This is a genomic window from Paraburkholderia sp. BCC1886 (assembly GCF_900996245.1).
In the GTDB taxonomy this organism is placed as follows: domain Bacteria; phylum Pseudomonadota; class Gammaproteobacteria; order Burkholderiales; family Burkholderiaceae; genus Paraburkholderia.
Map to the genome: position 1 here is coordinate 309,268 of NZ_CAAJGK010000063.1, position 12,981 is coordinate 322,248.

The window sequence follows — 12,981 nt, forward strand, 5'->3', positions numbered from 1 at the left end:
GGTCCCCCTCCATGGCCACGCGCGCAGACAGCGCTTCGGCGCACGGAGCTCATGTGGCGCAAGCAGACCGAGCCGGGCAGACTCCACCGCACGTGCCCGACCTCGACGAGGCGCGCGACACCCGTTACGCCAACCCCTTCGCCCCGCCCGACGAGACCGAGGCCGCCGCCGAAGCGCGCCCGCGCTCGCTGTTCGGCGAGATTCTCGACTGGATGCTGGCGCCGCTGCTGCTGCTCTGGCCGATGAGCCTCGCGGTCACCTATCTGGTCGCCAAGTCGATCGCCAACGGCCCGTTCGACCGCGCGCTCGAAACCGACGCTTACGTGTTGGCGCGGCAGATTCATCCCGCGAACGGGGTGGCCGAGTTGTCGCTGGCCGATTCCACCCGCGACTTCCTGCGCGCGGACAACGTCGACAGCGTGTTCTACCAGGTGCTCGGCACGCGCGGCGAACTGGTGAGCGGCGAGCGGGACATGCCGCTGCCGCACGAAGAAGACCGTCCGCAGCCGGGCCTCGTCGAATTCCGCGACGACGTGCTGCACGGCAACGACATCCGCGTCGCCTACACCACGGTGGCGTTCCCGCAGACGCCAGGCGCGCAAGCCGTGCTGGTGCAGGTGGCCGAAACGCTCGACAAGCGCAGCCAGCTCGCCAACGACATCATCAAAGGCGTGATACTGCCGCAGTTCGTGATCTTGCCGCTGGCCATCATCCTGGTGTGGTTCGGCCTGTCGCGCGGTCTCGCGCCGCTGCACGCGCTGCAGGCGCACATTCGCGCGCGCCGCCCGGACGATCTGTCGCCGCTCGAGGCGCGCCTTGCGCCGCCGGAAATCGAGCCGCTGGTGACCTCGTTCAACGACCTGTTGACGCGCCTCGAACAGAACGTGGAGCTGCAGAAGCGTTTTATCGCCGACGCCGCGCATCAGATGAAAACGCCGCTCGCCGGCCTGCGTACCCAGGCCGAACTGGCGCTGCGTCAGGACGCGTCGGCGGAAGTGCATCGCTCGCTCGAACAGATCGCCACCAGCTCCGAACAGGCGGCGCGGCTCGTCACGCAGTTGCTGGCGCTCGCCCGCGCGGAAAACCGGCTGTCCGGGCAGATTTTCGCCCCCGTCGACGTTACCGAAGTGGCGCGCAACGCGGTGCGCGACTGGGTTCCGGCCGCGCTCGCGAAACAGATGGACCTCGGTTACGAAGGGCCGGACGAGCCGCTCGACGTCGACGGCAACCCGGTGATGCTGCGCGAGATGCTGTCGAACCTGATCGACAACGCGATCCGCTATACGCCGGCCGGCGGCCGCATCACAGTGCGGGTGATGAGCGAGCCCGCGCGGCGGCAGGTGCATCTCGAAGTGGAGGACACCGGGCTCGGCATTCCGGCGGCCGAACGCTCGCGGGTCATCGAACGCTTCTACCGGATTCTCGGGCGCGAAGGCGACGGCAGCGGCCTGGGCCTCGCGATCGTCCGCGAGATTGCGACCATGCATGGCGGCGAGCTGACCATCGACGACCACGTCTACCAGGCCTCGCCGCGTCTCGCCGGCACGCTGGTGCGGGTCAGCCTGCATCGACTCGAGCGGGCACGGGACTTACCCCAGGCCGGCAATTAAGCCCGAATACGTCAGTAGGCCGTAAGTTTTGGTTCCAATAATCGGTGCCACGGGTCGCCCCAGCCGGGCGGACCACGTGCATATCAATAATTGGAGACAGCATATGGCTACCGTTGGCGGGCAAATTTCACACGTGCCGATGACGCGCGAAGAGAAGCGGGTGATCTTCGCGTCGTCGCTGGGCACCGTGTTCGAGTGGTACGACTTCTATCTGGCCGGCTCGCTGGCCGCCTTCATCAGCAAGAGCTTCTTCTCCGGCGTCAATCCCACCGCCGCGTTCATCTTCACGCTGCTCAGCTTCGCCGCCGGCTTCGCGGTGCGGCCGTTCGGCGCGATCGTGTTCGGCCGGCTCGGCGATATGGTCGGGCGCAAGTACACGTTCCTCGTGACCATCGTGATCATGGGTCTGTCGACGTTTCTGGTCGGCTTCCTGCCCGGCTACGCGTCGATCGGCATTGCCTCGCCGGTCATCTTCATCGTCATGCGGATGCTGCAGGGCCTCGCGCTCGGCGGCGAGTACGGCGGCGCCGCGACTTACGTCGCGGAACACGCGCCGGCGGGCCGCCGCGGCTTCTACACCGCCTGGATCCAGACGACCGCCACGCTCGGCCTGTTCCTGTCGCTGCTGGTGATTCTCGGCGTGCGTACGGCGATGGGTGAAGACGCGTTCGGCGTGTGGGGCTGGCGCATTCCGTTCATCGCGTCGATTCTGCTGCTGGCCGTCTCCGTCTGGATCCGCCTGCAACTGCACGAATCGCCGGTGTTCGAGCGCATCAAGGCGGAGGGCAAGACCTCCAAAGCGCCGCTGACCGAAGCCTTCGGTCAATGGAAAAACCTCAAGATCGTGATTCTCGCGTTGATCGGCCTGACCGCCGGGCAGGCCGTGGTCTGGTACACGGGGCAGTTCTACACGCTGTTCTTCCTGACGCAGACGCTGAAGGTGGACGGCGCCAGCGCCAACATCATGATCGCGATCGCGCTGCTGATCGGTACGCCGTTCTTCCTGTTCTTCGGCTCGCTGTCGGACCGTATCGGCCGCAAGCCGATCATCATGGCCGGGTTGCTGATCGCCGCCTGCACGTACTTCCCGCTGTTCAAGGCGCTCGCGCATTACACGAACCCGGCGCTGGAAACCGCGACGATGAAGTCCCCGATCGTCGTGATCGCCAACCCCGACGAGTGCTCGTTCCAGTTCAACCCGGTGGGCACGTCGAAGTTCACGAGTTCCTGCGATATCGCGAAGAGCGCGCTGTCCAAAGCCGGCCTGAACTACGAGAACGTCGCCGCGCCGGCGGGCACGCTGGCGGAGATCAAGGTGGGCGACACGGTGGTCAACACGTTCGACGGCAAGGCGGCGGACGCCAAGGACCAGGGCAAGGCATTCGACAAGACGCTCGCCACGACGCTCAAGACCGCCGGGTATCCGGCAAAGGCCGATCCCTCGCAGATCAACTGGCCGATGAGCGTGGTCATCCTCGCGATTCTGGTGATTTACGTGACGATGGTTTATGGGCCGATTGCGGCGATGCTGGTGGAGATGTTCCCGACGCGAATCCGCTATACGTCGATGTCGCTGCCGTATCACATCGGCAATGGCTGGTTCGGCGGCTTCCTGCCGGCGACGGCGTTCGCGATCGTCGCGGCGAAGGGCAATATCTACTCCGGTCTTTGGTATCCGATCATCATCGCGCTGGTGACGCTCGTGATCGGCATGCTGTTCGTCAAGGAGACGAAGGACTCGGATATCTACGCTCAGGACTGAGCCTGGCTTGGCCTCTTGTCGCGTAGCGGCTGATGCCGGTGAAAAAGTTGTCGGCCGGGGGTTGACAGCCTCCGGCGGCGTCAGCATAATCTCGCTTCTTTCGGCGAATTAGCTCAGTTGGTTAGAGCGACGGAATCATAATCCGCAGGTCCGGGGTTCGAGTCCCTGATTCGCCACCAGTTGCAAGAAAAAGCCCTGACTCGTCAGGGCTTTTTCGTTTCCGCCCGCTTTTCAGTTGCACCTCGCTTTGCTCCGGTCACACCCAGCAGTCAAGGAGGTTTCCTGGTGACATTTCGCACTATCGCGCTTGCCGCGACCACTGCATCTCTGGCCTTTCTAAGCACGACCCTTTCGCTCGCCGCTCACTCCCAAACCGCGCCCGACAGCCAGTGGCGCCCAACCCCGACCACCCTTTCCACCTTGCTGCAGGACGGCTTCAGGATCGTTGCGGTGGTGAACGGCGCGTCCGGCCTGACGGGTCCGGCCGATACGATCTTCGTTCAGCGCGATCAGAGCGCGTTCAAATGTATCGATCCACAGCAAGTAGACGGGAAGACCCGCGCCGCGCCTGCCTGCTTCGAACTGGTCCCGCCATCCGGCACGGTCGTGCAACCGGACGCCAAATAGTCCCGCTCAGCGATCCACCAGCCGGCTCAGATTGCCGCGCACCCGCTGCAGCAACGCGATCAGTTGCCGGGCTTCTTCATCGCTAAAGCCGTCCAGCGCCTCGAGCGCGACTTCGTCGCCCACCTTGCGCGCCTTGCCGAGCGAGCGCTCGGCCTTCTCCGTCATCCGCACCTGGCGCTCGCGGCGATCCTGCGGATTGGCGGTTCGCTCGATCCAGCCGCCCTCTTCCATCCGGTCGAGCAGGCGTCCAGCCGAAATCGGCGCGACTTCCAGCAGATCGGCCAGCCGGGCCTGATTCGTGTCGCCGTAATGAGCGAGGTAAGCCAGTACGCGGCACTGTGCGCGCGTCAGATCGACCGACGATTTCGCGAGGTCGTCGAAACGCTTGCCTGTCAGGCGGCCGACGTCGGAAATCAGAAAGCCGAAGCGCTCTTCGAGTTGTGTTGTCATGCGCGGATTATACGAAAGCGCGCTTCGCGGCAGCAGGAAACGGCGCCTAATTCAGCCTCCGCATAAATCCTGATACCGGGGAGCAGACCTGTCGATATAATAAGCATGCTTATGATCTGGACCGACCGCGACTACCCCACCATCCATGCCCTCCGAATCCACGCCGACGAGCGCCGCCGCGCCGCTCAACCGGCCGATGATCACCGTGTCGATCATGCTTGCCACACTGATCCAGACACTCGACAGCACCATCGCCAACGTCGCGCTGCCGCACATGCAAGGCACGCTGTCCGCGTCGCAGGACGAGATCACCTGGGTGCTGACCTCGTACATCGTCGCGGCGGCTATTGCCACGCCGCTCACCGGCTGGATGTCGGACCGGCTCAGCGTGAAGCGTTTGCTGATCGTGGCTATCGGTGGCTTCACGGTGGCGTCGGCGCTGTGCGGGTTGTCGGAGACGCTCACGCAGATCGTCGCCTCGCGCCTGCTGCAAGGGGTCTTCGGGGCGTCGCTGGTGCCGTTGTCGCAATCCATCCTGCTGGACATCAATCCGCGCGAAAAGCAGGGCCAGGCAATGGCGGTGTGGGGCATGGGCGTGATGGTGGGGCCGATTCTCGGCCCGACGCTCGGCGGCTGGCTCACCGATAGCTACAACTGGCGCTGGGTGTTCTTCATCAACGTGCCGATCGGCGCGTTCGCGCTGTTCGGCGTGGCGACGTTCCTGCCGACCCGCGCGCCCAAACCCGACGCGAAGTTCGACGCGTTCGGCTTCGCGACGCTCGGGTTGTCGATCGGCGCGCTGCAGGCGCTGCTCGATCGCGGCGAGCAACTCGACTGGTTCGGTTCGCACGAAATCGTCATCGAGGCGCTGGTCGCGGCAATCAGCTTCGCGTTCTTCCTCGTGCACACAGCCACGGTCGGCAAGAAATCGTTCTTCAAATACGAGTTGCTGAAAGACCCGAATTTCGCGACCGGGACCTTTTTCATCTTCATCATCGGGGCGGTGATGTATGCGACGCGCGCGCTGTTACCGCCGATGCTGCAGAACCTGATGAACTATCCCGTTGCCACGACCGGACTCGTCACTGCGCCCAGCGGCGCCGGCACGATGATCGCGATGCTGTTCGCCGGGCGCCTGCTCAAGCATATCGATGCCCGCCTGCTGTTGCTCAGCGGCTTTCTGATCTCGGCGTACGCGCTGTGGCAGATGATGCACTACACGATCGTGCTGTCGGCCTCGGACATCGTCTGGCCTGGCGTGATTCAGGGCTTCGGGCTGGGTCTGGTGTTCGTGCCGCTGAGCGCACTGACCTTCTCGACACTCTCGCCCGAACTGCGCGCGGACGGCACCGCCACCTACAGCCTGATGCGCAATATCGGCAGCAGTATCGGCATTTCGATCGTGCAGACGATGATGACGCGCAACACGCAGGTGTCGCACGCGGATCTCGCAGCGGGTATCACGCCGTTCAATCCAGCCGTGCAGCCGATGCTGAATACCGGTTCCAATTACCCGCTCGCGGTGCTGGACGTGTCGATCACGCAGCAGGCGTCGATGATCGCCTATCTGAACGACTTCAAGCTGATGTTCCTGGCCACGCTGCTGGTCATTCCCTTGCTGCTGCTGATCCGGCCGTCGCGCCATGCGCCGGACGCGTCGGTCGCGCACGCGGCGATGGACTGACGCCAGCGCTGGAAAACCCGCGCGCCCATCCTAGCCCTCGATCCGCCCGCGCGTCACGCCGAGCAACCCCGCCATGGCGTCCCGCGCCGCCGCGGCATTGCGCGCGCGGATCGCTTCGAACACCGCCGTATGTTCGTCGAGCGATGCGTTGAACACCTCGGCGCGCTTCGCGTTCAGCCGCAACTGCGCTTCCAGCGTGCGTTCTATCAGCGTGCCGAGGGGAATCAGCAGTTCGTTGCTGCAGGCGCTCAACACGCTCAGGTGAAACTGCAGATCGGCGCGCACCCATTCGTCGACATTGCGTGCCGACACCATCGCCGAATGCGCCGCCGTCAGTTCGACGAACGCGTCGTCCGTGTACGACGCGGCCGCCAGGCCCGCAGCGTACGGCTCGATCATCTCGCGCATTTCCTGCAGCTTCAGCGCAAACGCCATCGGCTCGGCGACGCGCGAGTACCAGTCCAGCACGTCCACATCGAGCAGATTCCAGGCTTGCCGCGGCCGCACCCGTGTTCCGACGCGCGGCCTCGATTCGATCAGGCCTTTCGACGTCAACGTGCGCAACGCTTCGCGCAGCACGGTGCGACTCACGCCGTAGCTCTCCATCAACTCCGCTTCGCGCGGCAGGATGGACTCCGGCGCGTAGTCGCCGCGCAAAATCGCGGTTGCCAGCAGATAGGCGGTGCGCCCATGCAGGTCGTGCTGAATGGTTTTCTCCTCGAAACTGGATGAATCACGCCGAAGCTTGGGACCAAAACTCATTATCTGGCCAATAATACTATTAATACTACTTAATCGGCATTTTGTTGTAGCATGTGAATCCTCGAAATATTTCGCTGGCGCCGAAGCCGCAAGGAGACGCACATCATGAAAATCACCAGGCTCGAAACCTTCATCGTCCCGCCGCGCTGGTGTTTCCTGAAAATCGAAACCGACGAAGGCATCGTCGGATGGGGCGAGCCGGTGGTCGAAGGGCGTGCGCACACGGTGGCGGCGGCGGTCGAAGAACTGTCGGACTACCTGATCGGCAAAGATCCGCTGCTGATCGAAGACCATTGGCAGGTGATGTACCGCGCCGGCTTCTACCGCGGCGGCCCGATCACCATGAGCGCGATTGCCGGCGTCGACCAGGCGCTGTGGGACATCAAGGGCAAGCATCACGGCGTGCCGATTCACGCGCTGCTGGGCGGCCAGGTGCGCGACAAGATCAAGGTGTACTCGTGGATCGGCGGCGACCGTCCGAGCGACGTCGCCAACAACGCGCGCGCAGTGGTGGAGCGCGGCTTCAAGGCCGTGAAGATGAACGGCTCGGAAGAACTGCAGATCATCGACACCTTCGACAAGGTGCAAGGCGTCATCAACAACGTCGCGGCGGTGCGTGAAGCGGTGGGACCGAACATCGGCATCGGCGTGGACTTTCACGGCCGCGTGCACAAGCCGATGGCCAAGGTGCTGGCCAAGGAACTCGATCCGTACAAGCTGCTGTTCATCGAAGAGCCGGTGCTTTCCGAGAACGCCGAGGCGCTGCGCGACATCGTCAACCAGACCAATACGCCGATCGCGCTCGGCGAGCGGCTGTACTCGCGCTGGGATTTCAAGCACATCCTGGCGGGCGGCTACGTCGACATCATCCAGCCTGACGCGTCGCACGCGGGCGGGATTACCGAGTGCCGCAAGATCGCGTCGATGGCCGAAGCCTACGACGTCGCGCTGGCGCTGCACTGCCCGCTCGGACCGATTGCGCTCGCCACCTGCCTGCAGATCGACGCGGTCAGCTATAACGCGTTCATTCAGGAACAGAGCCTCGGGATTCACTACAACCAGGGCAACGACCTGCTCGACTACATCAGGAATCCGGAAGTCTTCAAGTACGAAGACGGCTTCGTGTCGATCCCGCAAGGCCCCGGCCTCGGTATCGAGGTGAACGAAGAGAAAGTGCGCGAGATGGCGAAGGTCGGCCACCGCTGGCGCAATCCGGTCTGGCGTCACGAAGACGGCAGCGTCGCCGAATGGTGATCCGCGAGTTGGCCAGATGAACGGACGCCGCCTGCGGGCGGCGTTTTCTTTGGTCGGCAACCGTATTCGCGGTCGCGTTACGTCGGCCGTGACACGCGGCCGCGGCAGTAACGTAACATCGCCGGCTCGCGAGGCCGGAACGGCCGTTTCCGACGTTTTCCCCGCCTCGGCTCATTCGGCGCAAAGCCTTGACCAGCAGGTCTTCCAGCAGATTTGTTCGGCACCAGACATACGCATGGCCCACTCCTTGCTCAAATGGATGCAAACGACACATGCATCCGGGGCACATCATGGGCGAATTCCTTCCTGACTATCTGATCCGCGAACAGGCCGCCGTCGGCGCGCTGGTGGTTTTCGGCGTCCTTCGTATCATCGGTTCGGTACTCGCGTACGAGCGCGGCTGGCGCATTTCGGTGGTGGAGCGCTGCTTCATCGGCGCGGCGGTGCTGTATTGCCTGCCGCAACTTTTCGACGTGCTGACGCATATGTACGGCTCACGCGGCGCGGGCGCCGAACTCGAAGGCAAAGCGGCCGGTTGCGCGATCGCGCTGTTTTTCGCGCCGATTCTCGGTCACCGCCTGGGTCTCGAATAACCGGACACTGTTAGATGCGCTCGATGCGACTGATCCGAAAGCCGGCCAGACCCGCCAAACCGATTTATAGCGCCGGCGATATTCTCACGCTCAAGTCGGGCGGCCGTCCGATGACCGTGACATGGAGCGGGCCCGTGCTGTTCGCGCCGGGCAACTGGCTGATCTGCCAGTGGTTCAGCGACGCAGGCGACCTGCAGCAGGAAATGTTTCCGGAAGTCACGCTGGAGCGGGCGCACGACGCGCTCGCCGCGTAAAGACAGTTACACGGACCAGCCGGGCCTCGACCCGGCGACCGTGTGGGTTGCGCCGCATGCTTCGGCAGTGCGGCGTTTTTTTTGGCGTTTCGATTTGGCTTGCGCCGCCGCTTGCGGCTTGCGGCTTGCGGCTTGCGGCTTGCCGCTTGCGGCTTGCGGCTTGCGGCTTGCGGCTTGCGACTGTCTCAGCCCAGCGCCGCGAACGCCGGCACACTGTGCGACAACGCCGCAGCCGCCACGAACACGCCGATCATCGCCAGCGCTTCCAGGTACAGCACGTTGACGAACGTGTGCGCATCCATCGTCGACGCGGTACGGCGCAGGCGCGGCAGCGCCGAGAAGCGGTTCAGGCCGCCCAGCACGAGCGCCAGCGCAACCAGCGCGAGCTTGAGCGTCAGCACGTGGCCCCAGGTACTCATCTCGATGGCATCGAACGAGCCACCCGAACCGCGCACAGCGTTGAAAAGGCCCGTGAGCAGAACCAGCCCGACCGCCACCAGGGATACGTTCGACACCTGAGTCGCCGTGCGGATCAGCATTCCGCGAGCCGTCGACGCGCCCAGCGCCGGCAAGACCGCGAGACCCGCCGCCATCGCCAGCCCGCCCCACACGCCGGTGACCAGCACGTGCAGGGTCTGCATGGCGATGGCCGCCGACAGCGGACCGTCGTCGGCGGCATGACCGAGCGACGCCTTACCCGCGGCGATCATGATCACGGCGAGCCAGAGCAGGCCGTTGCGCAACACGCCGGTGTGGCTGGCCATGACCGTGCCCAGCAACACCAGCGCGCCCGCAAAAGCCAGGCTCCAGCCATAACCGACATGGGTTTGCGTCAGCACTGTCGGCACCACGCCGATCGCGGCCGGCAACGCCGTACCGCTCATCGACGCCGCCTGGTAGAGCAGCCAGCCGACATCCGCGAGCACCAGCACCACGGTTGCCGTCAGCATCGCGCGCTGTGCCCGCAACCACGCCGGCCGCGCCGGGGAGACTTTGGTCTGGCCGTCTTTGGCCAGCCACGCGCCGAGCAGAGCCGAACCGACTGCAAACGCAAACGCGACATTCATGAGCGCGGCCATGGCGACCTGCCCGATCCACAATCCATCGATGCTCATTTGACGTCGAACGCAAAGTCGCCCTGAGTGCGGTGGCCGTCCGTCGCCACGGCGGTCCAATGCACCGCGTAGTGGCCGGCGCTCAACGCCGACGGCAATGGCAGATGCATGACTTTCGCGTCGGTCCTGTCGACCTGCGACGGCGCGGTGGCGGCGGCGTGACCGCTCGCATCGGCCAGGGCGATCCGGCTGAAGGCCGGCTCGAGCGGCTCGGTGAAGTGAATCGTGACCTGGGTGGGCGCGGCGACCTCGGCGTTGGCCGCCGGCTCGCTCGACACCAGATGCGCATGCGCGAATGCCGTGGTGGTCAGGAGCAGCGCTGCGGCGCCAAGCGCGAGAGCCGACAGCGTAGAGCGTGTCGAGGATGTGGGGGGCGTGCACCGGGCGGTCGGTGCGAGGCGGGAAAGATCGATTAGCTTCATTTAAGACCGGTAGCGGATGAATAGGAAATCGTAAGACGTCCGGGGCGCCGGAAGACACGAAACGCGGGAGCCCGGAAGTGTACGCTTCGATGCCCAACCGGCGCTTCGGTTCAACCCGAAAATCGCTTTCGCATACCTTACTTCGGGGGGCCCAGTCAACCTGTCGCATCACGTTGACAGGCCTCTGAAACTCTCCTGGGGCAAATAGTCACCATCACCCTTCGATGATAGAATTCCCGGCGCCGCGGCCCTGTCTGCCGCTCACACCGAACCGCTCAGAAGTTCGGTCCAGGTCCTCGATACTGATGGAGATACGCGTGTATTCAAGACGCATTTTCCGCCCGCTGCTCGCCCTTCTGCTGGTGGGGTCCACGGGTGTATATAGCGCTGCGAAAGCGCAGACACAACCGAAGGCTCCCGACACCATGGAAGCGCGCGTGCAAGGCTGCACCGCCTGCCACGGTTCGAAGGGACAGGGGACCGACAACGATTACTTTCCGCGCCTCGCGGGCAAGCCAGCCGATTATCTGTACAACCAACTGCAGAATTTCCGTGAAGGACGCCGTCGGTATCCGCCGATGAATTATCTCGTCACGTACCTTTCGGACGACTACCTTCATCAGATCGCCACCTATTTCTCCCAGCAGCGCCCGCCCTACCCGCAACCGGCCAAGCCGACCGTCTCTCAAAGCACGCTGGCGCGCGGCCAGCAGATCGTGCTGAACGGCGACACGACGAAGCAGATTCCGGCCTGCGCGGCCTGCCACGGCAAGGCCTTGACCGGGATGGAGCCGGCCATTCCGGGTCTGGTGGGTTTGCACTCCGATTACATCAGCGCCCAGCTCGGCGCGTGGCGTTCGGGCTCGCGGCATGCTATCGCTCCTGACTGCATGCACACCATCGCCACCCGCCTCACCGATGAAGACGTGAACGCCGTGGCTGCATGGCTTTCCACGCAACAGGCTCCGCAAAATCCCGTGCCGGCTCCGGCCCGCTCGATGAAGACACCGCTCGCCTGCGGCAGCGAACCGCAATAAGGCACCGGGAGAGACACACACATGAAACGCAAGCCTTTGTTCGCCCTTTCGGCCGTCGTGCTGGCTGCGGCTGCCGCGCTCGTCCCCGTGCTGTGGACGGGTGGTGATCATCTGCACGACGGGGTGGCGATGGCGGCCGCGCCCGCCGATCAGGCCTCGCTCGTCAAACAGGGCGAGTACCTCGCCCGCGCCGGCGACTGTATCGCCTGCCACACGGTGCGCGGCGGCAAGCAGTTTGCCGGCGGCCTGCCCATGGCCACGCCGTTCGGCACCATGTTCACGCCGAACATCACGCCGGACGACCAGTACGGCATCGGCAAATGGACGCAGGACGATTTCTACCGCGCCATGCACACCGGCCGTTCGAAAGACGGCAGCCTGCTCTACCCGGGCTTCCCGTTCACCAGCTATACGAAGGTCACCCGCGCCGACTCGGACGCCATTTACGCTTACCTGCGCTCGGTCACGCCGGTCAACGTGCCGAGCCGTCCGCACGAGCTCAAATTCCCGTTCAACCAGCGCAACATGCTGATCGGCTGGCGCACGCTGTTTTTCCGTGAAGGCGAGTACAAGGCGGACCCGACCAAGTCGGTGGAATGGAACCGCGGCGCTTATCTGATCGAGGGCCTCGGCCATTGCGGCATGTGCCACACGTCGATCAACGCAATGGGCGGCCCGGTCAGCTCGGCGGCCTTCGCCGGCGGTCTGATTCCGCTGCAGAACTGGTATGCGCCTTCGCTGACGTCGAACAAGGAAGCCGGCCTTGGCGACTGGGAAACCAAAGACATCGCCGATCTGCTGAAAACGGGCGTGTCGAACCGGGGCGCGGTGTTCGGTCCGATGGCCGAAGTGGTTCACAACAGCCTGCAGTACATGTCCGACGCGGATATCAACGCCATGGCCACGTACCTGAAGACGATTCCGCAAAAGAGTGAAGCGCCGGAACCGCTGCAGCTGGAAACCTCGGAAAAATTCGGTGGCGAACTGCTGAAGCAGGGCCAGAAGATTTACGCGGACAATTGCGCGAAGTGTCATGCGACGAATGGTCTCGGCATGCCGCCGTCGTTCCCGCCGCTCGCCAACAACCAGTCCATCCAGATGCCGTCGGCGGTCAATCCTATCCGCATGGTGCTCAACGGCGGCTACCCGCCGAGCACGGAGGCCAACCCGCACCCGTACGGCATGCCGCCGTTCGCGCAGGCGCTGTCCAACACGGAAGTGGCCGCGGTCGTCACGTATATCCGGATGTCCTGGGGCAATCACGGTACGGCTGTCTCGCCGCAACAGGTCTCCGATCTGCGCTCGGCGCCGCTCGACTAAACCGGCTTTTGTAGCAATCTGGGCGCGGCCCGCGAACACGCGGCCGCGCCCTTTGTTTTTCAGGGACCGGGCTCAACCGGTATCATACGGG

General features: G+C 64.3%; 13 protein-coding genes and 1 tRNA gene. 10 read left to right on the forward strand and 4 right to left on the reverse strand.

The annotated features are described in order from the left end of the window. Positions 1-11: 11 nt before the first annotated feature. The 4 genes from FQ746_RS23625 (at position 12) to FQ746_RS23640 (ending at position 3,999) form a co-directional block, all read left to right on the forward strand. On the forward strand, positions 12-1,610 hold the full coding sequence (locus FQ746_RS23625; RefSeq protein WP_144112043.1) for a sensor histidine kinase: 1,599 nt from the start codon (positions 12-14) through the stop codon (positions 1,608-1,610). Positions 1,611-1,713: 103 nt separating this feature from the next. Continuing rightward, positions 1,714-3,372 carry an MFS transporter gene (locus FQ746_RS23630; protein WP_144112044.1) on the forward strand — a complete coding sequence of 553 codons (1,659 nt, stop codon included), beginning with the start codon at positions 1,714-1,716 and terminating at the stop codon, positions 3,370-3,372. A gap of 102 nt (positions 3,373-3,474) precedes the next feature. Continuing rightward, positions 3,475-3,551, forward strand: a tRNA-Met gene (locus tag FQ746_RS23635). Between the two features lie 106 nt (positions 3,552-3,657). Beyond that, positions 3,658-3,999, forward strand: coding sequence for a hypothetical protein (locus FQ746_RS23640; protein WP_144112045.1), 342 nt, complete (start codon positions 3,658-3,660; stop codon positions 3,997-3,999). A gap of 6 nt (positions 4,000-4,005) precedes the next feature. Here the strand turns inward: FQ746_RS23640 and FQ746_RS23645 are convergent, their stop codons facing one another. Further along, complete coding sequence (locus FQ746_RS23645; RefSeq protein ID WP_144112046.1) at positions 4,006-4,449, reverse strand: MarR family winged helix-turn-helix transcriptional regulator; 444 nt, start codon at positions 4,447-4,449, stop codon at positions 4,006-4,008. Between the two features lie 145 nt (positions 4,450-4,594). Between FQ746_RS23645 and FQ746_RS23650 the strand changes: the two genes are divergently transcribed. Continuing rightward, positions 4,595-6,133: a DHA2 family efflux MFS transporter permease subunit gene (locus FQ746_RS23650; protein WP_144112047.1), complete on the forward strand. Its 1,539-nt coding sequence runs from the start codon at positions 4,595-4,597 to the stop codon at positions 6,131-6,133. Positions 6,134-6,163: 30 nt separating this feature from the next. Here FQ746_RS23650 and FQ746_RS23655 read toward each other — a convergent pair whose 3' ends face one another. Next, positions 6,164-6,895: a FadR/GntR family transcriptional regulator gene (locus FQ746_RS23655; protein ID WP_144112048.1), complete on the reverse strand. Its 732-nt coding sequence runs from the start codon at positions 6,893-6,895 to the stop codon at positions 6,164-6,166. A gap of 105 nt (positions 6,896-7,000) precedes the next feature. On the opposite strand from FQ746_RS23655, the gene dgoD reads away from it, so the two are divergent. From dgoD to FQ746_RS23670, 3 genes are all read left to right on the forward strand, one after another. Next, complete coding sequence (gene dgoD / locus FQ746_RS23660; protein ID WP_144112049.1) at positions 7,001-8,149, forward strand: galactonate dehydratase; 1,149 nt, start codon at positions 7,001-7,003, stop codon at positions 8,147-8,149. 290 nt (positions 8,150-8,439) lie between these two features. Beyond that, complete coding sequence (locus FQ746_RS23665) at positions 8,440-8,742, forward strand: hypothetical protein (protein ID WP_144112050.1); 303 nt, start codon at positions 8,440-8,442, stop codon at positions 8,740-8,742. Between the two features lie 23 nt (positions 8,743-8,765). Beyond that, on the forward strand, positions 8,766-8,996 hold the full coding sequence (locus FQ746_RS23670) for a YodC family protein (RefSeq protein WP_144112051.1): 231 nt from the start codon (positions 8,766-8,768) through the stop codon (positions 8,994-8,996). Positions 8,997-9,181: 185 nt separating this feature from the next. On the opposite strand, the gene FQ746_RS23675 is transcribed toward FQ746_RS23670, so the two are convergent. Together FQ746_RS23675 and copC are read right to left on the reverse strand one after the other, a co-directional pair. Next, on the reverse strand, positions 9,182-10,111 hold the full coding sequence (locus FQ746_RS23675) for a CopD family protein (RefSeq protein WP_144112052.1): 930 nt from the start codon (positions 10,109-10,111) through the stop codon (positions 9,182-9,184). After that, positions 10,108-10,533, reverse strand: coding sequence for a copper homeostasis periplasmic binding protein CopC (copC, locus tag FQ746_RS23680; RefSeq protein WP_144112053.1), 426 nt, complete (start codon positions 10,531-10,533; stop codon positions 10,108-10,110). The genes FQ746_RS23675 and copC overlap by 4 nt, the downstream gene beginning before the upstream one ends. A 305-nt stretch (positions 10,534-10,838) precedes the next feature. Between copC and FQ746_RS23685 the strand changes: the two genes are divergently transcribed. After that, positions 10,839-11,570, forward strand: a complete 732-nt coding sequence (locus FQ746_RS23685) for a c-type cytochrome (RefSeq protein ID WP_144112054.1) — start codon at positions 10,839-10,841, stop codon at positions 11,568-11,570. A 21-nt stretch (positions 11,571-11,591) separates the two neighbouring features. Next, positions 11,592-12,890, forward strand: a complete 1,299-nt coding sequence (locus FQ746_RS23690; RefSeq protein WP_144112055.1) for a c-type cytochrome — start codon at positions 11,592-11,594, stop codon at positions 12,888-12,890. Positions 12,891-12,981: the final 91 nt, after the last annotated feature.

Coding starts and splice junctions, on each gene's coding strand:
- FQ746_RS23690 (WP_144112055.1), top strand. CDS start 11,592: ATGAAACGCAAGCCTTTGTTCGCCCTTTCGGCCGTCGTGCTGGCTGCG.
- FQ746_RS23630 (WP_144112044.1), top strand. CDS start 1,714: ATGGCTACCGTTGGCGGGCAAATTTCACACGTGCCGATGACGCGCGAA.
- FQ746_RS23670 (WP_144112051.1), top strand. CDS start 8,766: ATGCGACTGATCCGAAAGCCGGCCAGACCCGCCAAACCGATTTATAGC.
- FQ746_RS23675 (WP_144112052.1), bottom strand. CDS start 10,111: ATGAGCATCGATGGATTGTGGATCGGGCAGGTCGCCATGGCCGCGCTC.
- FQ746_RS23665 (WP_144112050.1), top strand. CDS start 8,440: ATGGGCGAATTCCTTCCTGACTATCTGATCCGCGAACAGGCCGCCGTC.
- copC (WP_144112053.1), bottom strand. CDS start 10,533: ATGAAGCTAATCGATCTTTCCCGCCTCGCACCGACCGCCCGGTGCACG.
- FQ746_RS23625 (WP_144112043.1), top strand. CDS start 12: ATGGCCACGCGCGCAGACAGCGCTTCGGCGCACGGAGCTCATGTGGCG.
- FQ746_RS23685 (WP_144112054.1), top strand. CDS start 10,839: ATGGAGATACGCGTGTATTCAAGACGCATTTTCCGCCCGCTGCTCGCC.
- FQ746_RS23650 (WP_144112047.1), top strand. CDS start 4,595: ATGCCCTCCGAATCCACGCCGACGAGCGCCGCCGCGCCGCTCAACCGG.
- FQ746_RS23655 (WP_144112048.1), bottom strand. CDS start 6,895: ATGAGTTTTGGTCCCAAGCTTCGGCGTGATTCATCCAGTTTCGAGGAG.
- FQ746_RS23645 (WP_144112046.1), bottom strand. CDS start 4,449: ATGACAACACAACTCGAAGAGCGCTTCGGCTTTCTGATTTCCGACGTC.
- dgoD (WP_144112049.1), top strand. CDS start 7,001: ATGAAAATCACCAGGCTCGAAACCTTCATCGTCCCGCCGCGCTGGTGT.